Source organism: Ruegeria sp. BA12, assembly GCF_056539625.1.
In genome coordinates, this window is sequence record NZ_JBQFVF010000005.1 from 55,445 (window position 1) to 79,331 (window position 23,887).

The 23,887-nt window shown below is 55.3% G+C and carries 18 protein-coding genes; 8 read left to right on the plus strand and 10 right to left on the minus strand.

The genetic code is table 11. From position 1 onward, the window contains the following. Window positions 1-103: 103 nt before the first annotated feature. From dctP to ACR0B0_RS11415, 3 genes are all read left to right on the plus strand, one after another. The gene (gene dctP, locus ACR0B0_RS11405) at window positions 104-1,114 is read left to right on the plus strand and encodes a TRAP transporter substrate-binding protein DctP (protein ID WP_170350191.1); all 1,011 of its coding nucleotides are present in this window, start codon (window positions 104-106) and stop codon (window positions 1,112-1,114) included. 67 nt (window positions 1,115-1,181) lie between these two features. Then, a complete protein-coding gene (locus tag ACR0B0_RS11410; protein WP_170350192.1) occupies window positions 1,182-1,814 on the plus strand; it encodes a TRAP transporter small permease subunit in 633 nt (210 codons plus the stop codon). A gap of 11 nt (window positions 1,815-1,825) precedes the next feature. Continuing rightward, window positions 1,826-3,226 carry a TRAP transporter large permease gene (locus ACR0B0_RS11415; protein WP_170350193.1) on the plus strand — a complete coding sequence of 467 codons (1,401 nt, stop codon included), beginning with the start codon at window positions 1,826-1,828 and terminating at the stop codon, window positions 3,224-3,226. A 164-nt stretch (window positions 3,227-3,390) separates the two neighbouring features. Here ACR0B0_RS11415 and ACR0B0_RS11420 read toward each other — a convergent pair whose 3' ends face one another. Then, on the minus strand, window positions 3,391-4,353 hold the full coding sequence (locus ACR0B0_RS11420) for a LysR family transcriptional regulator (protein ID WP_480647856.1): 963 nt from the start codon (window positions 4,351-4,353) through the stop codon (window positions 3,391-3,393). Window positions 4,354-4,469: 116 nt separating this feature from the next. Here ACR0B0_RS11420 and ACR0B0_RS11425 point away from each other — a divergent pair, with 116 nt between their 5' ends. Continuing rightward, window positions 4,470-5,363: a dimethylarginine dimethylaminohydrolase family protein gene (locus ACR0B0_RS11425; protein ID WP_480647858.1), complete on the plus strand. Its 894-nt coding sequence runs from the start codon at window positions 4,470-4,472 to the stop codon at window positions 5,361-5,363. 856 nt (window positions 5,364-6,219) lie between these two features. Here ACR0B0_RS11425 and ACR0B0_RS11430 read toward each other — a convergent pair. The 8 genes from ACR0B0_RS11430 to ACR0B0_RS11465 all read right to left on the minus strand — a co-directional run bounded on the left by ACR0B0_RS11430 (window position 6,220) and on the right by ACR0B0_RS11465 (window position 16,751). Then, on the minus strand, window positions 6,220-7,704 hold the full coding sequence (locus ACR0B0_RS11430) for a SpoVR family protein (RefSeq protein WP_480647860.1): 1,485 nt from the start codon (window positions 7,702-7,704) through the stop codon (window positions 6,220-6,222). After that, window positions 7,697-9,019, minus strand: a complete 1,323-nt coding sequence (locus tag ACR0B0_RS11435) for a YeaH/YhbH family protein (protein WP_170350197.1) — start codon at window positions 9,017-9,019, stop codon at window positions 7,697-7,699. Before ACR0B0_RS11435 ends, ACR0B0_RS11430 begins: the two co-directional genes overlap by 8 nt. Before the next feature lie 15 nt (window positions 9,020-9,034). Beyond that, window positions 9,035-10,969, minus strand: a complete 1,935-nt coding sequence (locus ACR0B0_RS11440) for a PrkA family serine protein kinase (RefSeq protein WP_170350198.1) — start codon at window positions 10,967-10,969, stop codon at window positions 9,035-9,037. A gap of 889 nt (window positions 10,970-11,858) precedes the next feature. Then, entirely contained in the window at window positions 11,859-12,440 is a 582-nt protein-coding gene (locus tag ACR0B0_RS11445) for a GNAT family N-acetyltransferase (RefSeq protein WP_170350199.1), read from the minus strand. 19 nt (window positions 12,441-12,459) lie between these two features. After that, window positions 12,460-12,945 carry a GNAT family N-acetyltransferase gene (locus tag ACR0B0_RS11450; protein ID WP_480647862.1) on the minus strand — a complete coding sequence of 162 codons (486 nt, stop codon included), beginning with the start codon at window positions 12,943-12,945 and terminating at the stop codon, window positions 12,460-12,462. Window positions 12,946-13,266: 321 nt separating this feature from the next. Further along, window positions 13,267-14,535: an O-antigen ligase domain-containing protein gene (locus ACR0B0_RS11455; protein WP_368040144.1), complete on the minus strand. Its 1,269-nt coding sequence runs from the start codon at window positions 14,533-14,535 to the stop codon at window positions 13,267-13,269. Between the two features lie 5 nt (window positions 14,536-14,540). Continuing rightward, the gene (locus ACR0B0_RS11460; protein WP_480647864.1) at window positions 14,541-16,022 is read right to left on the minus strand and encodes a GumC domain-containing protein; all 1,482 of its coding nucleotides are present in this window, start codon (window positions 16,020-16,022) and stop codon (window positions 14,541-14,543) included. A 114-nt stretch (window positions 16,023-16,136) separates the two neighbouring features. Further along, window positions 16,137-16,751 carry a response regulator transcription factor gene (locus tag ACR0B0_RS11465; protein WP_170350203.1) on the minus strand — a complete coding sequence of 205 codons (615 nt, stop codon included), beginning with the start codon at window positions 16,749-16,751 and terminating at the stop codon, window positions 16,137-16,139. Between the two features lie 252 nt (window positions 16,752-17,003). Between ACR0B0_RS11465 and ACR0B0_RS11470 the strand changes: the two genes are divergently transcribed. The 4 genes from ACR0B0_RS11470 to ACR0B0_RS11485 all read left to right on the plus strand — a co-directional run bounded on the left by ACR0B0_RS11470 (window position 17,004) and on the right by ACR0B0_RS11485 (window position 22,470). Beyond that, complete coding sequence (locus ACR0B0_RS11470; protein WP_367647927.1) at window positions 17,004-18,377, plus strand: WecB/TagA/CpsF family glycosyltransferase; 1,374 nt, start codon at window positions 17,004-17,006, stop codon at window positions 18,375-18,377. A gap of 20 nt (window positions 18,378-18,397) precedes the next feature. Beyond that, window positions 18,398-19,279 (plus strand): UTP--glucose-1-phosphate uridylyltransferase, encoded by an 882-nt coding sequence (locus ACR0B0_RS11475; protein WP_170350204.1) that lies wholly within the window; start codon window positions 18,398-18,400, stop codon window positions 19,277-19,279. 101 nt (window positions 19,280-19,380) lie between these two features. Continuing rightward, the gene (locus ACR0B0_RS11480; RefSeq protein ID WP_480647867.1) at window positions 19,381-19,887 is read left to right on the plus strand and encodes a putative pterin-binding protein; all 507 of its coding nucleotides are present in this window, start codon (window positions 19,381-19,383) and stop codon (window positions 19,885-19,887) included. Window positions 19,888-20,019: 132 nt separating this feature from the next. Next, on the plus strand, window positions 20,020-22,470 hold the full coding sequence (locus tag ACR0B0_RS11485; RefSeq protein ID WP_480648034.1) for an ATP-binding protein: 2,451 nt from the start codon (window positions 20,020-20,022) through the stop codon (window positions 22,468-22,470). 1 nt (window position 22,471) lies between these two features. On the opposite strand, the gene ACR0B0_RS11490 is transcribed toward ACR0B0_RS11485, so the two are convergent. Further along, window positions 22,472-23,701, minus strand: a complete 1,230-nt coding sequence (locus tag ACR0B0_RS11490) for a polysaccharide biosynthesis/export family protein (RefSeq protein ID WP_425081578.1) — start codon at window positions 23,699-23,701, stop codon at window positions 22,472-22,474. Between the last annotated feature and the right edge of the window lie 186 nt (window positions 23,702-23,887).

Consider the following 23,887-nt stretch of genomic DNA (forward strand, 5'->3'; position numbering starts at 1 on the left):
CGCAGGGAAACAGAAATTCCTCGCGCATTTTCCTTCATAGGCAGGCTGCTGCACATCCTGAATACTCTGCCCAAACACATTGCGTGATCTGGGAGGAGCCACTATGCGCAAACATCTTAACCGGGCGGCCATTGCAGCTTTGTCGCTGACCGTTGCATCCGAAGCACTGGCTGTCGAATGGAACGTTTCCCTGTGGGGCAAGCGTCGCGCCTTTACCGAACACGTCGAGAAACTTGCGGAGTTGGTGAACGAAAAGACGGGCGGTGAGTTCACGCTCAACATCAGCTATGGTGGCCTGTCGAAGAACAAAGAAAACCTCGATGGGATTTCGATTGGTGCGTTTGAAATGGCGCAGTTCTGCGCTGGCTATCACCGCGATAAGAACCCTTCGATCACTGTCTTGGAACTGCCGTTTTTGGGCGTGACATCCCTTGAACAGGAAGTCGACCTGTCGATGGCCGTTTATCAACATCCGGCCGTTGTCGAAGATCTGGCCCGCTGGGACGCGACTCTGCTGATGCCGTCTCCGCTGCCGCAGTACAACCTTGTTGGTGTCGGTGAAGCACCCAAATCCCTAACCGATTTTGAAGGTCTGAGCGTTCGGGCGACAGGTGGCATCGGCAAGGCGATGGAGACGGTTGGAGCAGTTCCGACCTCGATGTCTGCATCCGAAGTGCGTCAGGCAATGGACAGCGGCATCGTCAAAGCGGTCAGCTTTGCGCCTCACGCGCATATGTCCTTCGGCACCATTGAGAATGGCACGTGGTGGACGACGAACCTCAATCCCGGCACCGTCAACTGCCCTGTCGTGGTGAACACGCTGGCACTGGAAGATCTGTCTGACGAACACCGCGAAGTTCTGCTGGGGTCGGTGGATGAGGCACTGGATCACTACGTGAGCCACTACCAGACCAAAACGATGGAAGCGTGGGGCCCTGAACTGGATCAACGCGGCATCGAACGGGTCACTTTCAGCGATGAAGAAATCGCAGCGTTCAAAGAAGCCGCTGCCGCCCCCGCGGCCGAGGCCTGGATTGCAGAAAACACCGAGCGTGGCCTGCCAGCACAAGAGCTTTATGACCTTGTGACTGGGAAGATCGCAAACGGCAGCTAATCCACTCACTGCCCGGCGTCGCCTACCTGGCGTCGGGTGCCTTTCCCCCTGACAGCGGAGCAAAACGATGGCCGGGTCATCCCTGGTGCTGTCTGACGACAGCCGTCTCAGCATTCTCGATCAACACCTCTACAAACTGGAAAGCTTTCTGGCCCTGATCAGCGGTCTTGCGGTTTTCTCGCTGATGGTCATGGCCGTAGTCTCCGTTGGTGGTCGGAATTTCGCCAATGCGCCACTTCCCGGCTACGTGGATTGGATCGAGCAGGCCATGCCGTTAATCGCCTTCATGGGGATTTCCTATGCGCAGCGTGATGGCGGTCATATCCGAATGGACATGGTTGTTGGAGCGCTTAGAGGCCGGACGCTCTATATCGTTGAGTTCATTACAACCGCTGTCATTCTGGCGCTGATCGTCTTGCTGATCTGGGGGAGCTGGGCGCATTTCGCACGCAGCTTTGACTTTGGTGCCCCACTCTGGAGCCGCGACAGCTCCATCGACATAGGTATCCCGCTGTGGCCCGCAAAGCTGTTGGCCCCCGTTGCCTTTAGCGTGCTTTGCCTAAGGCTTTCTTTGCAGCTCTGGGCCTACGGGCGCGCGATCCGGCACCCCGATCAAGCACCTATTGCCGTCCCGCTGATAGCTGACGCAGCCACTCAAGCTGCAATGGAAGCCGAGCACGTCTCGGGCCACGATAACTGAGGTTAAATCTGATGGAACCCATTGATATTGGTCTGATCGTCTCGGGCGGTATGCTTGTTCTTGTGGTGCTGGGGATGCGCGTGGCCTTCGCCGCCGCGACAGCTGGCATGGTTGGTCTAATCTGGATCTTCTGGGCCAAGTTTGGTTATGACCCGGCGCGGTTCGGCAAGGCTGTGACTGTGGCCGTCAAAACAGCGGGGCAGGTGCCGCACTCCAAGATTTCAAGCCAAGCGTTGAGCCTTATCCCGACTTTCATCCTAATTGGCTACCTCGCCTATTACGCGGGCCTGACCAAAGCACTGTTCGAAGCCGCAAAGCGTTGGCTGGCTTGGGTCCCCGGTGGGCTGGCGGTTTCGACCGTTTTCGCAACCGCTGGGTTTGCTGCGGTATCCGGAGCCTCGGTCGCGACTTCCGCTGTGTTCGCCCGTATCGCCATCCCCGAGATGCTGAAGATCGGATACGACAAGCGTTTTGCTGCAGGTGTCGTCGCTGCAGGCGGTACACTCGCTTCGCTCATCCCGCCTTCGGCCATTCTGGTCATCTACGCGATTATTGTCGAGCAGGACGTGGGTAAACTGCTGTTGGCCGGGTTCATCCCGGGCATGTTCTCGGCGGTAATTTATGGCTTGCTGATCATTGGCATGGCCGTCGTTATCAAAGGATTTGGTCCCGCAGTCACCGGATTTACATGGAAAGAACGTTTCCTCTCGTTGCCGCCCGCATTGCCCATCGTGATTGTCGTCGTCACCATCATCTTCTTTGTCTACAACCCGTTCGGCGGCGATGCTTGGGGTACGCCAACCGAAGGCGGCGCAATTGGAGCATTTGTGGTGTTCCTGATGGCGCTGTATCAAGGCATGCGCTGGTCCGAGCTCAAAGACGCGCTTTTGGAAACTGCCAAGCTGAGCGTCATGATTTTCACGATCATCTGGGGCGTTTTGGTCTACGTTCGTTTTCTTGGGTTCGCCGAACTGCCAAGTGCGTTCTCCGACTGGATTACCTCGCTTGAGATGTCTCCGATGCTGATCCTGATCTGTATTCTTCTGGCTTACGCTGTACTGGGTATGTTCATGGACGCGATAGGTATGCTGCTGCTGACGTTGCCGGTAGTTTACCCCGCCGTCATGGCGTTGAACGGTGGCGAAACCGTAAGCGCAGTCGAAAGTACCTTCGGTATGTCTGGGCCTATGTGCGCCATCTGGTTTGGCATTCTGGTTGTCAAAATGGCTGAGTTTTGCCTGATCACCCCACCTATTGGGCTGAATTGCTTTGTCGTGGCCGGCGTTCGTGATGACCTAAGCGTTCAGGATGTTTTTAAAGGTGTAACGCCTTTCTTTCTGGCGGATGCTGCAACCATCGCGATGCTCGTTGCCTTCCCTGCTATCGTCCTATGGCTTCCTGGTCAGGTTTGAATGACATGGAATGATTTTGGAGTGCGGTATGCCGGTGCAGCTAAGGTCTGCATCGATCAGCTGCACTGCAGAATACATGAGACTTGTTCAATGGCCGGTTCGGGCCGTTCGGTACACGTGAGAGTTCGTGCGGAAAGCGGTCATTCGCTGCGAGCGCAAGACAATCAGCCATTAGGGAGAGTAGCAGACCTTGCCCACAGAGAGGAATCTGAAGACAGATCAGATTTACATGCGCGTACAAGTAGCTCTGTGAAGGTCTTAACCACCAGATTTGGTTCGTCACCACGTTTGCGGACGAGCGTGATATGCGACTTCTGATCGAACCGACCATTTCCGACTGAGCGCATTCGTCCCTGACGTACCCAGATATCAGCCAAGCCTTCGGGAAGATAGCCGATGAAACGACCAGTCAGCACCAACATGGCAACGCCTTCGATCTGATGCGCTTTGGCTGTAGAGCGTAAGCCGCGTGAAACCGGCGCAACTTTTTGTTCGTTCAAATAGGCACGATTGCAAAAGTTTGCCTGAGAAAGAAATTCATCAACGGCGGCCTTCGTTTCTGCTTTGAACAAAGGATGGGTTTGTCCACAATACAGGCCAATTCGTTCCGTTTTCAGCGGCTCATATATCAACCCCGGTTTTTTATTGTGGAACACTCCGATGCCTAAAGCGATATGTCCGTCCTGAACCCCTATCTCGATATCGCCAGGCGCAACTGAATGCAATTCGATGGCCACATCTGGCGCAATACGAGCAAACTCTGACAAAGCTGGTACGATAGGCGCGTTGTCATTGAAAACCCAATTGTCGATTGCTCCGATAGTCAACCGACCGACCAGTTTCCCGCGCGTCCCGTCTACGGTTTCATTAAACAAATCCAATGCTGCAAAAAGCTTGCGAGAGGCTGTATAGACGATTTCTCCTTTGTCGGTTAGGCGGAACCCCTTGCGTCCTCGCTGGCACAGTCTCAGACCCAAACGCGTTTCGAGATCGGATATCTGGCGCGAAATCGTCGAAGCGGACACGTTCAAAACAACTTGTGCTGCCGAGAAACCGCGTGCTTCAACGACGACAGAAAACACGTGCAGCAGATGAATGTCGGCTTTCGATAAGGAAGGAGGCAGCATACATGACCTTTACTTGTATGTTTATGCAAATAGTATCACTTATTTTGTAATTTTATAATTGTAATTGCCGTGCCAAGCTTTGCAATACAAGGAATGAGACCAGAGGAAATGGCACCATGGCGTTGAACGCGGAAAATGCGCCCAATTGGGGAATCAACAACGATTACGCAAAACTCACGGATGTTCTGCTTGGTCGTCCTGAATACTTCAAATGGGTTGAAGCAGGCCCATTGATCGGTCGGACGTTGGCCAATGCGCACAAAACCGGCGCGATCTTTGATCTACAACAGGCGATGTCACAACATGCTGAAATGGTGTCGATTTACGAAGAAAACGGCGTGAACTGTCACTATCTGGACAGTGATCCGGTCCTTCACCGCAATTTCTTCGCCCGTGACAGCTCGGCGATGACCCCCTGGGGCGCTTTGATTTGCCATATGCAGTTGAAGTGTCGGCGTGCGGATTATGCCACCGCGGTAAAATTTTATCAGGACAACAATATCCCGATTTGGAAATTTGCGACCGCAGGACACTTTGAAGGCGGTGATTTCAACATCATCGAACCTGGCCGTGTTCTAATTGGCTATTGTGGTGAGCGGTCTGAGCAAGAGGGATCGGAACAAGTAGCCGAATTTGTACGCGCCGAGGGTTGGGAGGCAGTCGTTGCCCCGATCAGTCGCGAGTTTGTCCACATGGACGGGTTAATCGTTCCGTTGGCCGAGAAACTTGCCGTGGCCTGCATTGACGCGATGGAGCCTTGGTTGGTGGATGTTATCAAAGGATGGGGCATTGAAATAGTTGATGTCGAGTTCCGCGAAGCCAAAAACCTCGGGGTTAATCTGGTGGCGCTAGGGGATAGCAAGGTACTGTCTATGGCTGGTGCTACCGACCTAAACGCAAAAATGCGGGCCCTTGGGTTCCAGGTCTATGATCCTGATATGTCGATGTTCACCTTGGGCGGCGGTGGCGTTCACTGCCTGTGTCAGGCCCTGCATCGCGAGGCCGCATGACCAATATCTGGGCATAAAAAATGATCGTCCGCGGCAATGTCCGATGGGCATGACATAAATCGGGGCACAGCCTGTTGGAGATTGCATACGTGTGGCCCAAACCGACGAAAACCGACTGGCGCGCAAGACATTCCGTCATATGTGATGAGGGTGGGTGCAATGTCAGTATGACCGGTCGGCCAATGTACTTGCCCGCGGGCTAGGCCTAAATCTAGATCTGTCGCCCATTGCCCTTGGCGGGCATCTAGACACGCAACAGCATGGAGGCATTCTAATGAGCAACTATGGTGTTTTTACAGGCTTAGAGATTGTGCACTTATTTAAGATCACCATACCTAAACGGACGCTCTGATAGATGTTGCCAACTGGGGTAAGGAAGATGGATCACTGTTTGCGCCTGTCATGCTGAGTTCAGACGTTTGCGCAGCGAGCTTTGATCTGGAATTGGCGCTAAGCCGTTCGGAAGTGGATGGGCTTCGGGTTGCTAAAGAACTGGCCCCGTTCAGTTATTAGGTTGAAGTGACCTGTGGATCGCCCCAGATCGGTGGGTTTCTTGATGCGGTTTTGTTGCATTAACCTTCGGTACAACAGAAGCATCGCTGTCCCAAACGTGAAGATAACAATAACTCGGCGCAATCTTTCCATAGGGCGTCGATATCCGCGCGACATTATCTTGATCAAAATGCTCTGGTACTGTCGCTGTCCGCTGTCGTCCTAAGATTGCCGTGGGGCTTTGGGAAACAGGACTGCAGACGCACCATCTGCGCATGGCTCAGCCAGAGAAGATCAGATATGTCACCGCTCATTCTTCGAACGATGAATCACGCCGCAAAGCGGATATCAATGGGTCCCGAACCTAGTTTTCAAACGCCACATCAAAACCCCAGATTCGCTGCAGATAGCCTAAAGTCGCTTCGGACGCCTTTTTGTTCAACGGCACACCATTGCGCATGGAGTGATTTAACCTGAGGTGACGATCGCCCATCAAGTCTACGTCAACGATCTGAATATCGGGATCGTGTTCCGAAACGTCGAAACCGTGCGCCAAGGTGTCGCGCACTTGGTGATAACCGCGCTCGTCATGAATTGCGTCGACTGTGTAGAAAGGTTTCCCTTCGTCATCGGTCAGTGAAAACATGCGGAATCGGCGCATGACATTGGGGCTGAGGAACTGTTGCACGAAGCTCTCGTCCCGATAGTTGGCCCAGGCATCCTTTAATATATCGCGCCACGCGCCGCTTCCCGCTATGTCCGGAAACCATTCCCGATCCTCCTCGGTCGGGTCGGTGCAGATGCGCTGGATATCCTGCATCATCGCGAAACCCAGCGCATAAGGGTTGATCCCCATCGCGTTCGGAGCGTCAAAGCCGGGCTGCGTCAGCACATTGGTATGACTGTGCAATATTTCCAGCATAGCGCCATCCGTCAGCAGACCGGCGCGGTGCAGCTCGTTGGTGATGTAATAGTGAACGAAGCAGGCGCACCCTTCATTCATCACTTTGGTTTGGCGCTGCGGATAGAAATACTGTGCTATGTTGCGAACGATACGCAAAACTTCACGTTGCCAAGACTCCAGAATTGGGCTGTGGCGTTCAACGAAATAAAGCAGATTTTCTTCTGGCAACCCCATTTCACGCTTGCGTTTCCGCGCCTCTTCATCGGTTTTCGATGACTGTGTGGGATGATCGAAGGCGTCCCACAAATAGTGTACCGCACGTTCCTCCTCGATACGCCGCTCACGCTGTCTGGTTCTCTCATCCGCGAGCGATGAGTGGGGCGGGCGCCTATGCCGGAAAACGCTGGACGGCATGAGCGCGTGGGCGGCGTCCAGCAATTGCTCAACCTCGCGTTCCCCGTGCTGTTCTTCGCATTGGGCAATAAAGCCGCGCGCGTAGTCGAGGTAGTCGAGAATACCCTGTGCATCACTCCACTGACGAAACAGGTGATTGTTCTTGAAGAAATGATTGTGTCCAAAGGCCGCGTGGGCAATCACAAGGACCTGAAGCGCCATAGTGTTGTCTTCGAGGCAGTACGAAATACAGGGATCGGAATTTATGACGATCTCATAGGCAAGACCGTTTGCGCCCTTGCTGTAGGCTTTTTCTTCGTGAACGAAACGCTTCCCGAAGGACCAGTGCCGATACATGAGCGGCATCCCGGTCGACGAGTAGGCGTCCAGCATTTGCTGATACGAGATGATTTCTATCTGGTTGGGATAGACGTCAAGTTCGAGATCATCAATCGCCACAGATTCGATCGCGTCAAAGCTGCGCTGGATGGTCTCGAAATCCCATTCCGCTCCGTCAAACAGCGGCGCCTTAGCTTCGGCAGGATCAGCCATTGGAAACTCCGTTCGTCTTGCGTGCAAACAGCTCGTGCAGAACCGGGTAGATGTCACTGGCGCGCGCGATCCGTTTCATGGCGAAATTTGGCCAAGCCTCTGCGACCTGTCGGTACGAGCGCCACAGCTCCATACCATTGTCTTCGCTGTTCATCAGATTGGCTTCGGTCTCGTCGACGATCTCCGTATAGGCGAAATATTGGCACCACTTCATCAGTTCACTGTTCAGCAGGTCGGCGCACAGTTGCGAATCTCCGCTGAAATTTTCACCATCCGATGCCTGCGCGGCATAGATATTCCACAGTGCGGACGGATAGCGGGCTTCGATAATCTTTTTCATCTCGTTAAGCGCGCTGCTCACGACCGTCCCACCGGTTTGGCGGGAGTGAAAGAAGGTATCTTCATCGACTTCCGCGGCAATCTGCGTGTGGCGGATAAATACTAGTTCGATCTTGTCGTAGCGTTGCTTGAGAAAAAGATGCAGGAGGACGAAGAACTGCTTAGCAAGGCTCTTCTCCCGCTCTCCCATCGAGGCCGAAACGTCCATCAGGCAGAACATCACCGCATTAGCTGCCGGTTCGGGGCGCATCTCGAAATACTTGTAACGTACGTCCAGCGGATCAATGTAGGGAATGATCTTGCGTCGCCGTAGCATCTTGTCGAGCTGCTCGCGCAACAACTGCCTTTCCGCCTTTCGTGCCGCATCTGGTTTTTCCAACGCCTCCAGTTCTTCAACCTGTTGCGTAAGAGCCTGTATCTCGGTGTTTGTCGGGCGCCGCATTGCGAGACGTCGCCCGAACGCATTGCGCATTGTTCGCGAAACACTGAGGTTGGCGGGCGTCCCAGCGGCAGTATATCCCATGCGGTGCGGTTTGGAGACGGCAACCTCTTTCAGACTGCGTTTTACCATGTCGGGCAGTTCGAGATCCTCAAAGAACATGGAAAGAAACTCGTCCCGCGACAGGACGAACATGAACTCGTCTTCGCCCTCTCCATCGGGTGCCCCCTCACGTCCACCTTGCCCATCCTGACCCGACGGGGGTTTCTTAAGCCGGTCACCTGCTTTGAACGTCTTGTTTCCGGTTAGAACCCGGTGTCTGGAACCACCTTTGCTGTCATGTTGAAAATGCGGCTCCCCGATCCCTTCTGACGATACCGAGATATTTTCCTGCTGGTCGACATCAGCGATTTTCCGACGCCGGACACTTTCGTCAACCGCCTCTTTGACGGCAGATCGAACCCGACGCAGAAACCGCCTGCGGTTCCCAAGGTTCTTATCCTTGGGGTTTAGCCTTCGATCGATGAAATGGGCCATTTGAGCATAGACTCCTCATCCTGCCTTGTTGACCCGCATGTACCATTCAACCAAGCGCCTGACCTGTCGGCGCGTGTACCCGCGACCGATCATGCGATCGATGAACTCGTTATGCTTGGCTTCAGTTTCCTTATCCCTCTTGGCCCCAAAACTGATAACCGGCAGCAGATCCTGAATCTGACCGAACATGCGCTTTTCGATAACGCGTCTCAGCTTCTCATATTTGCGCCAGTCGGGGTTACGACCGCGATTGTTGGCCCGCGCGCGCAGCACGAATTTGACCACTTCGTTCCGGAAGTCCTTGGGGTTGGAAATTCCGGCCGGTTTTTCGATCTTTTCAAGCTCCTGTTCCAGAACGCCGCGATTGAGAATCTGGCCGGTATCCGGATCCTTGAAGTCCTGATCTTCGATCCATGCATCTGCAAAAGAGATGTATCTGTCAAAGAGGTTCTGACCAAAGTCAGAATAGGATTCCAGATAGGCTTTTTGGATCTCGTTGCCGATAAATTCCGCGTATCGGGGCGACAGATCGTCTTTCATGAAAGATAGATACCGGCTTTCAATCTCGTCGGGGAATTGCTCGCGTTTTACCGCCTGTTCAAGAACATAAAGCAGATGAACCGGGTCGGCGCCCACTTCCTCGGTGTCGTGGTTGAAGGTCTCGGACAGCACTTTGAAGGCAAAGCGGGTCGATGTGCCCGTCATCCCCTCGTCCACCCCGGCCGCATCCCGATATTCCTGCACTGACCGCGCTTTGGGATCGGTATCCTTAAGTGTTTCACCATCATAGACGCGGAGCTTAGAAAATGTTGGCGAATTTTCATGCTCTTTTAGCCGAGTCAAAACACTGAACTGGCTCAGGATAGACAGCGTCTCGGGTGCGCAGGGAGATTCACCTAGGCTGCTTTCCTCAAGCAACTTCTCGTAAATCTGGGATTCATCCGAGGCACGTAGGCAATAGGGAACCTTGACCAGACTGATCCTATCCAGAAAGGCCTCGTTGTTCTTGTTGTTTTTGAACTGCTGCCATTCCGCTTCATTCGAATGCGCAACTATCACACCCTGGAAAGGGAAAGCACCGATATTCTCCGTACCAGCATAAGACCCCTCTTGCGTGGCGGTCAGCAACGGATGCAAGACCTTGATCGGCGCCTTGAACATCTCAACGAATTCCATCAACCCCTGCGTGGTGCGGTTCAGAGCACCAGAATAGGAATAGGCGTCCGGGTCGTTCTGGCTGAATTCCTCCAGCTTGCGAATATCGAGTTTCCCGACAAGCGAAGAGATGTCCTGGTTGTTTTCATCGCCCGGTTCAGTCTTCGCAACGCAAATCTGGCGCAGTTTCGACGGGTGGAGTTTGACAACCGAAAATCTGGAAATATCGCCGTCATATTCCTGCAGGCGTTTGACAGCCCAGGGCGAAATCAATCCGTTCAACAACCGTTTGGGGATATTGTATTTGTTCTCTAGCATATCCCCCATCCGCGCACGGTCGAAAAGGCCAAGCGGCGACTCAAAGATTGGGCTGATCTGGTCATCCGCCTTCAGTACATAAATCGGCTGCCGCTCCATCAGGTTCTTAAGAATCTCAGCAAGCGTTGACTTGCCCCCACCGACTGGGCCCAACAGATAGAGGATTTGCTTGCGTTCCTCGAGACCCTGGCTGGCATGGCGAAAAAAGCCAACGATGCGCTCGATGGTTTCTTCGACGCCATATATGTCCTGGAAGGGCTTGTATCGCTTGATTGTTCGATTAAGAAATATGCGACTGAGCCGAGCATCCTGACTGGTATCAATAAGCTCGGGCTCGCCTATTGCGGCGATCATCCGCTCGGCTGCGGTAGCCCGCATAGTTGGGTCTTCACGACATTCCAGCAAATAGTCCTGCAATGTCATTTCGATGAGCTTTGTCCGCCCATACTCTTCTGCAAACTGCTCGAAAATCTCCATTTTAAAAGTTCCTCTAGGTTTCGTACTCCTTCGTCCCAGCGCGCTAAGTTCATCCTAGTCTACCACAAAACTGGTCCGTAATTATCTAATTTCTAATCACAATTTGTTTCCCGTTCGTTGCCCCGTTGAAATTAGTATTGTTTGACGCCTGCAATATCTGCCACTACGCGACCCTTTTTGCCGGCTTGGTCGCGCCGACGTTAGTGCGAGTAGAAACCTCTCGTGATCGGGCTGCGGAACATTTGCGGCTTAGTTTCGAGCGAACTCAAGTTCGACCTCTCGCGGGACGTCCCTAACGGCGGTGCGCGCGAGGCGGCGTCCCATCTTCACCATCCGATTTCTCAGGTTATTCGATCTGACACTAGGTTCTGGTTTTTGACGTGCCTCTGTGCATCGGCCTCCAGCCCCATGCATCCGGTATACGGCCCACCCAGGGCGACGACATCGTTGACAGCGCTTGCCACTACGTTTGCTGGTGGCAGTGCATTGTAGGTGGGGATACTTCGAAGGGGAAAACCTAAACACGGTCAATTCGCGATCCAACGTGTTGTCTGCGCAAGAACACTACCATATCGCTGGGTGACCAATAAGTATGGTGTCAATAGAACTGACGCCGGTTGGAAAGTGAACAAGTTTAATGCGGATTACTCACCGACCGAGGTAATTCGAGTGCCGATTGCGTTGGACAATCAATGGCAGCTTTGTTCGCAAAGTAGACATTCAAGCAAGTTGCAGCAAACGACCGCTATGCGGACAATCCCGACCTACGTAGCTCTCAGACCAACGACGGTTCTCGGGCGGTACAGCAAAAATGAGTGTGGCGCCCTTGCGCAACGTTAGCCCAAAAGCGAGAGTAGCCTACACAAGGAAAGACCGATTTCGCGCGGCGTCACGACAGCGACTTGATGAGGAGAACCCAGTTTTCGGTCTCAGTCTCCCACCCATCTTTGGCGCATGGGGCTTTATCCAGCTCAGAGTATCCCTTTCGCTCGTATAGACGTCTCGCTCCCACGTTTTCATCGGCGACAATAACGCTCATTTTGTTGTATCCCGCGTCTCGGGCTATCTCGTCGGCGACATCGAGTAGTCTTGAACCAAGTCCTTGCCCCCGGTTCTCTGGGTAACAAGCCAGAACATTCACATACCAGCTGTCTAACGCTTTGTTTTCCAGCTCCTGCAAGGGGCGGAACAACGCTGGGAAGTCATCTCCAATTTCTTCTGGTTCTGATCCGATCCCATAGCCCGTGAGCCCAGCAACTGCCCCGTTTCCATAGTCAATTACAACTACTTGCCTCTCTCGTGCCTTTTCGGCCTGTCGCGCGCGACCGACGGCCCAAGGATCCTCGCCATCTTGTGACAGCCCGGTCCAGATATGGAGCGGCAGGCCTTCACCTGCAAAATTCACTAAGTCCGCAAGTGCATGGGCATCGGTTTCAACGGCCAATCTCAAAGGCTTTTCAAGTGGTATCACGTCTCGTACTCCAAAGAATTCAAAGCATCATAGACATCTCATGCCAAGTCATTCCTCCATGGTCGGAAGTCGATGGCTGCAAATAGCTGTATCCAAATCGCTCATACAGTGGGACGTGATGCTCTTTGCACATAAGGAAGATCGCCAATTTACCCACTTTTCTCATGCGGTCGACGAATTCAGTCATCAATGCCCGCGATAGGCCCCTTCCCTGATGGGCAGGATCAACGACGACAGACATAATGACGGCATTCGGAGCGTCGGGATCATGCCCCACAAGCTCCTTAAATTCCTCATCAGACATTTCGACGTCATGGGCACATCCGCAATTGATAAAGCCAACGATCTCGCCTTGTACTTCAAGAATGAGGAAACCATCGGGATATTCCTCAATCCTCTTGGATATCTTTTTGAGGGTTGCTGCGTCGTCGCCTTCATAGGCAGCAGTTTCGATCTCAAAGCATCGAGTTGCGTCGGAAGGTTTGGCGTTTCTGAACGTGCTCATGCACGTGACACTAAGCGCGTCGGGGCAAGTTGCATAGCCGCCATTGGTTGGGCCCGCAGCATTCGGTACTTTGGGCTCGAAGCGGACCTTCGCTGCAACTTAAATGGGTGTCTGCTTTGCGGACAAACCTGCCTTCCAGTGTATTAGTCGAACGTCCGCTTTCCGCGCTTTGCGGCAGCCGTTAAAAAACCAACAGGGCGGATACCCGATTTGAAAGTACTCACTTTACATGGTCAATATGTCCCTAGAAGCAGTGAAGGACCCGACCCAAAAGAGTGACCGCTGACACTACGCTGGCGTCGCAACAATCCTAGCGGCACATCAGCTTCCCAGACGCACTGATTTGACCTCTCGCAAATGCAATCCGAGCATCAGTAGAGTCGGCCAGAGGAGATAGGTTTGGATTTCAACGTTCTCTCCAAAGGTCAGCAGGAGAACTGTGAGCAACAGTCCGAGCGGCAGCCTCCCGCGTTCCGACTTTATGGCGTCCAGGGTGACGATTGCTAAATGAACGAGGAAAGGAACGAGAAACGCTGTAAATCCGGTCAGCCCTTTCACGAATAGCAACCCGTACCAGGTGTGATGGCTGCCTATCGGCATGTACTCAACAAGATGCGCTCCGGGTCTGACTGTGCCGTGCCCGAAAACCACCGCATCCGATTGCCAGCGCTCATACGCAATACGCTGCAGAGTTTCGCGTACGCGGGTACTGTCGGCGCGAGCGGATTTGAAGCTGTAAAGGGCTCGGTTGCCGAACTCAACAAAGACTGCGCCCCAAACGGCTACGGCGGTGGTGACTGCAGACAAAAGAATCCACCCCGAGCTGCGGGCGACAAGTGGCAAGAGGCTGGGTGACAGCGAGCAGATCACCAATCCAACCATGCCCATTCGGGACTTGGACATAAGGATCATCAGAACTCCGGCAGCCAAGCCGATGACCTTCCAGCTGCGGTGCTTTTCTTCCAGGGCAAATAGGACCATGCAAACGCCCAACAAGGCCGCGAATGGCGACCAGGGCGCAAAGAACTGCCACCGTGGTGTGCCGCTGGCGGGGTCGATTGTATACAGGTAGACCGAGAAATATTCAGGTCCCGGGCCGCCCACTGCTTTAATGGGAGATGTAAACAGCAGATGCGGCAGACCGGCATAGGGGGCGGCAATGAGCAGCGGCAGAAGGCACAAGGTCCAAAGGCCCACCACGCATTGCCCTCTGACCAAAACCTCGCGCCGTATTGGCAAAACCGCCCCTGCTAGGATAAACAACGGGATCAGCGCCCAACCCTTTGCCCATCCGATACTCGATTTGATCGTGTTGGTGATGCCGAGGTTCCAATCCGCGTGGCCTGCCCATAGTGAGACCAGCATCACCAGCATGCCAACGCTCCAGATCCAGACCAGAGCAGGTACAGGGCCCGTTGCACGCATATCCAAGCGGATCGCCGGACCGAGATAAAGTGACACCCCGGCTATCGCAGCCAACATCCAACCTAGCACCGGACCGACAACATACAGCGCGCCAAGCCCGTAGAACGGCCATGTCCAGATCAGCGTACACCAGACGATCTTTTCGGCTGGCGTTTGAGGGGCCACACGCGTCAAGCTGCGGGCTCTTTCTGGTCTTTCAGCAGCTTTGAGATCAGCGGGTTTCGGATCCATGCCAGAACCAAACCCATCAGCAGCATAAGGCTTGCAACGATCCCGGCGGCAATCGAGATCTTCTTGTTCGGCGAAGACGGGCGAGTCGGCAGAGACGGGTTCTCCAGCACTTGGATCAAGGGATAGGAGGCATAGACATTGGTCTTTTTCGACTCGGACCGAGCGATGGCAGAGGCGAACACGGCTTCTGCCACGGCGAAATCTCTCTGCCGGTCCTCCAATTCAGCGGCGATGGGGGCGAGGTTTGACAGGCGCAGGGTTTCCAGACGAACTTGTGTGCGCTGTGTCGCGACATGCTCTTCCAATCCGGCGCGCAAGGCATCTTCGCGCACCAACTCGCTGAGCAACTGCGCCCGTTGTCCTTCCGGCGCGCGATCCAGTCCACCGAGCTGCTCGACCTCAAGACCAGTCACCTGCGCCGCGCGTTTTAAAGCAACCGAACGCGCCCCTTCATAGTCGTTTTGGGCATTCACATAGATTGGGTGGCGCGATCCGTAGGTCGCGTCGGCTTGCGCCAGCTTTGCAGCCCCCACCGACACATCCTCAAGCAACGATAGGTACTGCGCATCTGCATAGAGTTTCAGCGTTGCCGCCGCTGCGTCAGAGGGCAGATTCAACGCGACTTGAAGCGCGGCGACACGTTCCGATTGGCGTGCCAGCTCGCTCTCCTGCTTTCGCAGTTCCTGCTTTGCACGGTCATTAGCGGCGACCTGCTCTTGGTATTGCGCGACCGATATCAGACCGCTTTGCGACTGCAGCTGTTTGATCTCGGCCCGCGTGGCCTGAATTGCGCGCGTGTAGTCTTTGATCGCGCCGGTATTGCTGGCCTCGCGAGTGGCAATTTCATCGGCGCGCAGGGCGTCAATCTCAGCGAAAAAGGCGGCCACCAAGGCGTCACCATATTGCTGAGCGTCTGCCGAAGAGGCCGCCTGAAGCTCGATATGGATCAGGCTGGTTTGATCGACCAGTTGCACCCGCGGCTTTCCAAACGCGTCCCGGTCAGCCTCTACCGCCTTGGCTGCCGCGTCGAGTATACGGTCGGCCGACAACAAACGTTTATACGTCTCGGTCGGGCTGATTGACCCGTTGGCAAAGGCGGAATTCGCGTATGAGGATGCCTGACCGATATTGGCCAGATTGACCGATGCCGAAGCGCCAGATCCTGGCAGGATTAATGATGCGTGAGAGGTGTATTTGACAGGCGCGGTCGCCAAATAACCGCTGATCGGGGCCCAGATGCAACTCGCCCCAAGAAGGTATAATGCCACGTAACGGGGCAGGCGGCCTACATCGCTAAGGCGCCCGCCCTTTACGAAGCGACGCCACCCGAGCGTTCTGAAATTGGATCGGGAAATGCGCACCCAATGCAGAAATTGCATGTCGCGCGTGGACTCAGAGGAGTTCGAAATCTGTTGCGGCATGGAAAAACCCTTTCTTACAAGGGTGATACACCGCATCTGATTGCTGATCATTCGCTCAGCAGGCTAGGGGCCGAGGGGATTGGGAGCGTCCCCTATCCCTTCGGATAGAGAAGCCTAGAACAACCCAGCCTCGCGCGCAGCCAGGGCGGCCTGCGTTCGATTGCTGACACCAACTTTACGGTACAAAGTCTTCATATGCAGTTTGATCGTCGGCTCTGACAGATCCAGATCACGAGCGATTTCCTTGTTGGATTTGCCCTCAGTCAGCCCTTTCAGAACTTGCCGCTCACGCTCTGTCAGTTTTTGAGCCATGGGGTGGGAGTCTTCCGGCTGCTCTGCGTTCATGAAACCCGCAGGAAGGTATTGTTCCCCCATCGCCATAAAGCGGATCGCGTTGACCAGTGATTTAGCCGGTAAAGTTTTTGGGACGAAACCGGCTGCACCAAGCTCTAGCGCGCGTTGCGCCAGATCACGCGAGGTGTCGCCGGTAAACAGGGCCACATGCTGGGCACCGTCCAAAGCGATGCAGGTTTCAAGTCCGGCCAACCCGTTCATGCCGGGCATGTTCAGGTCCAGAAGAACCAGATCAAAGGCTCCGTCGTTCTCAATCAAAGTTTTCGCGGCTGGGAAATCCGGCGCGGTCTCCACCTCGATCCCGCCTGCTGCATCTATGAAGGCAACGAGCGTGTCCAAAATAAGCTCGTGGTCGTCAGCAATAAGAACTTTCATTTCAAACCTCCGTCTGCCCCCAACCACACCCAAATGCGTTAATAAGTCATTGAACCCATGGCATGAAGCCTTCCTGACGGACAGATGAATATCCAATCGGATAGGTCAGCGGGCCGTTTTCACCACGCTATGTGCTGCGGGGTCGTTTGAATAGACCTATTCTCCGATCCCTCTCCGGATGCTCGCCTATCGGTTGCAGGGTCTCATTGGCAGTCTAAAGCCACAGATTGTCATTGTTGATCGGAGAGTTCTATGCAGTTCCTGTCAGTCCAAGATATGTATAAAGGCGCGCAGCCGACACCCATACCAACTCTGGAAAAGACTGAGATAATGGGTCTGCCAGTTGTGAACGCTCGATCCGGACAGGTGATCTCCAAACTGCTGGATGGGACACGCCGGACTGTGTTTTTCCTGAATGCACATTGCGCAAACATACGGGCCCGCAACCATACCTATCGAGCAGCATTGGCCCGGGCAGATATGATCCTACCTGATGGAATTGGTGTAGACGTCGCGGCAAAGTTGCAAGGCGTCCAGTTGACCGAGAACCTAAACGGCACGGATTTTGTGCCCAAACTGCTGAAACGCGCTGCGCGTTTTGGGCAGTCGGTCTACCTTTTGGGGGGAAGTCCCGGAACAGCTCAGGCGGCGGCGGCGCGGTTGCAGCACATGATCCCCGATTTGGCCGTGGCTGGTACGCGTGATGGCTACGCGGGGGCCGCGCGGGTTGATGAGGCGATTGACGATATCAACCAGTCTGGCGCAGACATCCTGTTGGTCGCGATGGGCGTCCCGCTGCAGGAGCTGTGGATTATGCAGAACCGCCACCGGCTTGCCCCTTGCGTCGCGCTGGGCGTGGGTGCTTTGTTTGATTTCCTGGCTGGCAACGTGCGCCGGGCGCCGCGCCTTGTTCGGCGCGTCCGGATGGAGTGGGCATGGCGGTTGGCGATGGAGCCCCGCCGTATGGCCCGCAGATATCTATTGGGCAATTTCGAATTCCTCGGGCGTGCCGCGCACAATTCTGTTCCCAAGGTCTCAGCATGTCGCCTGCTGGACCTCACTTTGGCGGTGGTCGCGCTGTCTCTTCTGGCCCTGCCCATGGCCGCAATCGCCGCATTAGTGCGATTGGACAGTCGCGGCTCCGCCTTTTTTCGGCAGACACGTATCGGTCGAAACGGGGTGCCATTCAAGATGTACAAGTTTCGCTCAATGACCCAGGACGCCGAAGCACGACGTGCGGATTTGCTCACCCATTCGGATCGTGAGGGCGTGTGCTTCAAAGCCAAAAATGACCCACGCATCACTCGCGTTGGGAAGGTTCTGCGCCGGTTCTCGCTGGATGAATTGCCGCAAATCTTCAATGTGCTGAAAGGGGATATGTCGCTGGTTGGTCCGCGCCCGGCTTTGCCCGAAGAGGTTGCCGCCTATCCCGAACAAGCGCTGGAGCGCCTGCAGGTGCGTCCCGGCATCACCGGCCTCTGGCAGGTTTCGGGCCGCGCCGGCATCGGCTTTGACCACATGATCGAGCTGGATACAGCCTATGTCCGCTCCCGTTCGCCCCTTCTAAACCTCATCCTCATCGCAATGACCGCACGTGCCGTCGTGTCAGGTCGCGGCGCTTACTGATCAAACCTAGGAGCATTGAAATGACACGTATTCGCAAAGCTGTTTTTCCGGTCGCGGGTCTCGGCACAAGGTTTCTGCCCGCTACCAAATCGGTGACTAAGGAGATGTTGCCGCTGATTGACCGCCCCTTGATTCAATATGCGGTGGACGAGGCCCGCGCGGCCGGGATTGATGAGTTCATCTTCATCACCTCAACCGGCCAATCCGCGCTGGAGGCGTATTTTGGTCGCAACTCGGGACTGGAGCGTAAACTGAAGGATGGCGGCAAAACCAGCCTGCTGAACCGTTTGCGCTGCACGAACCTTGAGGATGAGACATATAGCTTTATCCAACAAGACAGCCCGCGCGGTCTGGGCCATGCAATCTCTCTGGCACGTGACATTGTCGGTGATGAACCCTTTGCCGTGATCCTGCCTGATGATGTGATCTACGCGCAGCGCCCGGTTCTGGCGCAAATGGTCCAGAACTTTGAAGGCAGCCATATGATCGCAACCGAAGCCGTCCCATCCGACCGGATCAGCGCCTATGGCGTGGTCGATATCGAGCATAGGACAGGGCAGGTGCAACATCTGAAAGGGTTGGTCGAAAAGCCCTCTGCCGATCAAGCTCCGTCAGAATTTGGCATTGTCGGGCGTTATCTGATGCACCCTTCGATTTTCGATCAGTTGGACGGATTGGCGCCCGGTGCGGGCAATGAAATCCAACTGACCGATGCGATCGCGGCCGATATCGAAGCGACCGGATGCCGCGGTTTCGCTTTTCAAGGAGAGCGCTTCGATTGTGGGTCGGTCGCCGGGTTTCTTGAGGCAACCACCGTCTTTGCATTGGAACGTGCCGAGCTGCGTGACGGGTTCAAAACCATGTTGCGACAGCGCATGAATCTGCTGTCTACCGCCGCATGAGACCGAGGCACCTATCCGTTCGGATAGGTGCATATCCTCATGCCCATCTGTCGCTACGGACCTCTTTCTGGTTTCTTAAGGTCACAAAAATGGAGACCGAGATGCGCCTGTTTTATGCGATTCTCACAGCGGCGTTCACCATTTGCCTGACGCCTGCGCAAGCCGAAGACTTGGGAACTCCGAAAGGAGAAGTCGTCCTGACCGTTTCGGGCAACATCGCACAGACCGGCCCCGACGGGACGGCGCAGTTCGATATGGACATGTTGCAGGCGCTACCGCAGCGCAGCTTTGAAACCTCGACGATCTGGACTGAAGGCGAGACCAGCTTTGTCGGCGTTCCCCTCTCTGTGTTGCTGGAACAGATCGGAGCAGAGGGTGCTACGATCCGGGCAACGGCGATCAACGACTACGCGGTTGAGATACCTGTGGGCTCAATATCGGCGCAGGACCCGATTGTCGCCTATGAGATGGATGGCGCGGCGATGTCCCGGCGGCAGAAAGGTCCGCTATGGATCGTATATCCCTATGACAGTGATACCAAGTACCAGACCGAGGTGATTTACTCTCGCAGCATTTGGCAACTCGACAGGTTGGAAATCGTTAAATAGCGTGGGGTTACAACACAGTATGAAGTGGGTGATACGGGCTAGACTTTGACAAGAAATTTCCAATACCACTCGCGGCGCCGGTGGGCTTTCGGGCTCCTCGGTATCGCCGTTTTGGGTGCCCTTGCTTTGGTCGTGTTGCTTTCCGTCAAGGTGATATCCGACCTGCGCGACCGGCAGTCAGCCCGAACAGATAACGTGCAATGGACGCTGACGCAGGTCGAGGTCGAGTTCCTGTTCTACCTCAACGCGCTTGAGGCGGGTGTATCGGACGCAGAGCCAAGCACAGAAAACCTGGACCTTGTCCGGCGCCGTTTCGATCTTTTTTACAGCCGAATCGATATTCTAGACACCTCGCGTCTGTTTGAAACGCTGCGAAGCGACCCGAAATTCGCTGAACCTCTGAACGACGTCTCCGCATATCTGGAGGTCTCGGTGCCTACAATCGATGCTGAGGATCCTGGGTTGAAGGCGGAGCTGCCGGTTCTCTATGACGGCGCGCAGGGGATCGCTCAAAAAGTGCGAGAGCTTTCGGTCTCGGCGATCTCGTACTTTGCAAGCCAGTCGGATCAGCGCCGTGAAGAAACCGCGCTCAGCCTGTTTCAACTGGCCGTTTTGTCCGGGGGATTGTTTCTGACGCTGACCGCGGTCAGCGCCTATCTCCTGGTGGTCAATCGCAAGGCAGATCGACGCGGTGGGGCAATCCAGCAGGCCAACCAGCGCATGAATACGATCCTTTCTACCTCATTGGATGCCGTGATCGTGGTGAACGCCGCCGGTGAAGTGCTGGAGTTCAACCCAGCTGCACAGGCGATTTTCGGGTATTCCGAAGATGAGGCCAAAGGGCATTCGATCGGCGACTTGATTGTGCCTGCGCATCTACGCGCGGCGCATGATGAAGGGATGGAGCGGATGCAGAGCGGGGGCGACCGCCACGTGGTTGGCAAGGGTCGCGTTCAGCTTGAGGCGTTGCGTAGGAATGGCGATGTTTTTCCCGTCGAACTCGCATTGCAATCCGCTCAGGCCGGGGACGAGGAAATTGTTATCGGTTTCGTCCGCGATATCTCACAAAGCGTTGCGGATCAGAAAGAGCTTGTCTCGGCCCGCGACCGTGCCCTTGCCGGGGAAAAGGCCAAGTCGGATTTTCTGACTGTTATGAGTCATGAGATCAGAACCCCGTTGAACGGGTTGCTGGGCAACCTCACCCTTCTCAAGAATACACGCACGACCAAACAGCAGTCTCAGTTTGTCCGCAACATGGAGATCTCGGGCCAGGTTCTGCAAAATCATGTGGATGCGGTGCTGGATATTGCTCGGTTCGAGGCCGGCAAGCTGTCTGTCGCGCACGAGCCAACCGACCTGAACGCGATGCTGCAGGACCTTGTGGATGGTCAAAGCGGCAATGCGGCCTCGCGCGGCAATTCAATCTCGTGGCAATGGGTGGGCGGAGCCTATCCGCATGTCGCGACTGACGCGCAAAGGTTGCGGCAAATTCTGCTGAACCTTGTGGGTAATGCGATCAAGTTTACCGAAAATGGCCGTGTGTCGATCGAGGTCGAAAGATGTGAACCTTCCGGTCAGGGTAAGGCACATGTCTACGAAGTGCGTGTGATCGACAGCGGGGCTGGCATCGCTGAGGATGAGATCGACGCCATTTTTGATGATTTCTACACCAGCGATCCCTCTATCGGTCGCACGGTCGGAGGGACCGGGCTTGGCCTGGGAATTGCCCGCAGGTTCGCGCAGGCCATGGGTGGTGAGGTGGGGGCGGAAAGCACATTGGGCGAAGGAAGCGTTTTTTGGCTGCGGATACCGTTACAGCCGTCAGCGCGCGACCAACTGCTAGAAGCTGCTCAGATCAATACCGAGACCGCTCTCCCGCTGAACTTGTTGGTGGTCGAAGACAACGAGATCAACCTCGAGGTCATCTGCAACATGTTGGCGCTGGACGGTCACCGTGTAACTACGGCGGAGAACGGGCAGGTTGGCGTCGACAAGGCCAGCAGTCAGAGGTTCGACGCGATCCTGATGGATATCAGCATGCCAGTGATGGATGGGCCAACCGCTGCGCGCCATATTCGTGGCGGTCGGGGGCAGTCGACCGATGTGCCGATTATCGCTGTGTCGGCCAATGTCCTGCCAGATGCGGTTGAGACCTTTCGCGCCGCCGGTATGACGGCTTTCATTGGCAAACCGATCTCGCTGAATGCACTGCGCAGGGCGCTTTCGGTGGTCATGCGCACCGACGGGCAGATTTCGGAACATGCGCAGCCAGATCCGTTAGCGGAGTTGAAAGGCAGCCTCGGCCCTGAAGTCTTTGACCGCCTGCATGCCAAGTTCATTGCCGAAGGGGATGAATTGGTTGAACAGCTAGAAACCGGGGCATTTGACCAGACAGATTTAAATCAAATCGCTCAGGCCTGTCACAAACTGGCTGGGAGTGCAGCAACCTTCGGCGTGGAAGAGTTTCGAGAGGCGTTAGTTGCGGTAGAGACTGCAGCCAAAGAACACAAAGACATCACTAACAAACTCGCTGCAGTCTCCACTGCTTGGGAGCGGGCGAAATCATCGCCCGCTAGGGATTGACTTAGGGCGCCAGCAGCGCTGCTGCGCCGACGATGCCAACCGCGCGGGCGACTTCGGTCAGGCCGGTCACCTTACTGTCGTAGCATGCAATCGCATCTCCTGGCAGAACATAGGGGTCATAGTCATCGCGATCCCCACGTCGCAGCAGCTTTTCGATATTGCGTTCAATGACGATCGAGTTCCCGGTCATCGGGTTGCGGGTGAACAGGACCGCGCTGCGATTGGCATTGGTGGTTTTGGCCCCACCGACGCAATTGGTATCGACTACGGCCTGCAGGTAGCGCGTCCCATAGGGTACCTCACGCACGTCTCGTCCAATGGCCGACTCTGCGTTGCCGGTGGCAGGTTGCGTGAGGTTGGACATATAAAGCGTTACGCCGGGCGGGCTGATCGGGCTGGGACGCATCAAATCATCCTGGAAACACCCTCGGCTGTTGACCACGATCTGATCCCCGGTCAGCAGCATGATGTCGGTCGGATCCGAGCCTTCGAACACCCCGCGCAGGTCCATCCGGTAGATCGTGCCCTGCCGGTGCAGCTCAACCGCTGACAGATCCGCATCCGGGCGCACACCTCCGGACGCACGAATGGCGACCGAGAGGTTGCGCGCCTCGGTCGAGGCACCCAGTACGCCCTGACGCCCTCGATCCAGCGCGTCGCCGGGGATGCCTCCGATCTCGACCGAATGGGGTTCAAACACCGCGCCTTTCACGCCGACAGTGACCGAGGCGAAATCGCTGATGCGCGCCGTGACGCGCGGGGTACTGTCGTAGAACTGTGCGGCTACCAGAACCCGGGCCACGTCTCGCTCGACCTGCTCGGTCGTTCTGCCCTGCGCGCGCACCGGCGGCAGGTACGGCAGCTTCAGGTCGCCATCGCGGGACACAACATAGGTGTCGCTGAGAAGCTCATCCCCGTCGATGGTGATCTGCACCATATCATTGCGCGAAAGTTTCTCGCCCAGCAGAGGGCTAAGCGCGGGTTTAGACCATTTGGCAAAGGCGTTTGTGCCCTGATCCCCGGTCGGAGGCATACAGGCGCGCCCGTTCAAATGTTCCGCTTGCAGCAAGGGCGCATTTGCTCGGCGACGTGATGGGGCACGGTACTGCGCCTGATAGCTTTCGCCTTTTGCGACGGGTTCGATGTTGCGCGGGGTCTTCATGCTGCTGCAACCCGACAGAGCAATTGCGCTGACGGCCCCTAAAACCAAAACTTTAAAATGTCGTTTCATTTTGAACTCTCCTGAACTGCATCCACAGCTACAGCAGTGTCTTGATGTGCGTCAGACCGGCATCGGGATTGCCGTTTATCCCAATCGGATAGGTCGCTCGCCCGATGGTTCGTCTGGCTGTCCGCCCGCGTCTGGGACAGGGATGTCGCTGCCAATTAGAACTGATCTCAATACTGTTTTTGGACA

Coding starts and splice junctions, on each gene's coding strand:
- dctP (WP_170350191.1), top strand. CDS start 104: ATGCGCAAACATCTTAACCGGGCGGCCATTGCAGCTTTGTCGCTGACC.
- ACR0B0_RS11410 (WP_170350192.1), top strand. CDS start 1,182: ATGGCCGGGTCATCCCTGGTGCTGTCTGACGACAGCCGTCTCAGCATT.
- ACR0B0_RS11415 (WP_170350193.1), top strand. CDS start 1,826: ATGGAACCCATTGATATTGGTCTGATCGTCTCGGGCGGTATGCTTGTT.
- ACR0B0_RS11420 (WP_480647856.1), bottom strand. CDS start 4,353: ATGCTGCCTCCTTCCTTATCGAAAGCCGACATTCATCTGCTGCACGTG.
- ACR0B0_RS11425 (WP_480647858.1), top strand. CDS start 4,470: ATGGCGTTGAACGCGGAAAATGCGCCCAATTGGGGAATCAACAACGAT.
- ACR0B0_RS11430 (WP_480647860.1), bottom strand. CDS start 7,704: ATGGCTGATCCTGCCGAAGCTAAGGCGCCGCTGTTTGACGGAGCGGAA.
- ACR0B0_RS11435 (WP_170350197.1), bottom strand. CDS start 9,019: ATGGCCCATTTCATCGATCGAAGGCTAAACCCCAAGGATAAGAACCTT.
- ACR0B0_RS11440 (WP_170350198.1), bottom strand. CDS start 10,969: ATGGAGATTTTCGAGCAGTTTGCAGAAGAGTATGGGCGGACAAAGCTC.
- ACR0B0_RS11450 (WP_480647862.1), bottom strand. CDS start 12,945: ATGAGCACGTTCAGAAACGCCAAACCTTCCGACGCAACTCGATGCTTT.
- ACR0B0_RS11460 (WP_480647864.1), bottom strand. CDS start 16,022: ATGCCGCAACAGATTTCGAACTCCTCTGAGTCCACGCGCGACATGCAA.
- ACR0B0_RS11465 (WP_170350203.1), bottom strand. CDS start 16,751: ATGAAAGTTCTTATTGCTGACGACCACGAGCTTATTTTGGACACGCTC.
- ACR0B0_RS11470 (WP_367647927.1), top strand. CDS start 17,004: ATGCAGTTCCTGTCAGTCCAAGATATGTATAAAGGCGCGCAGCCGACA.
- ACR0B0_RS11475 (WP_170350204.1), top strand. CDS start 18,398: ATGACACGTATTCGCAAAGCTGTTTTTCCGGTCGCGGGTCTCGGCACA.
- ACR0B0_RS11480 (WP_480647867.1), top strand. CDS start 19,381: ATGCGCCTGTTTTATGCGATTCTCACAGCGGCGTTCACCATTTGCCTG.
- ACR0B0_RS11490 (WP_425081578.1), bottom strand. CDS start 23,701: ATGAAACGACATTTTAAAGTTTTGGTTTTAGGGGCCGTCAGCGCAATT.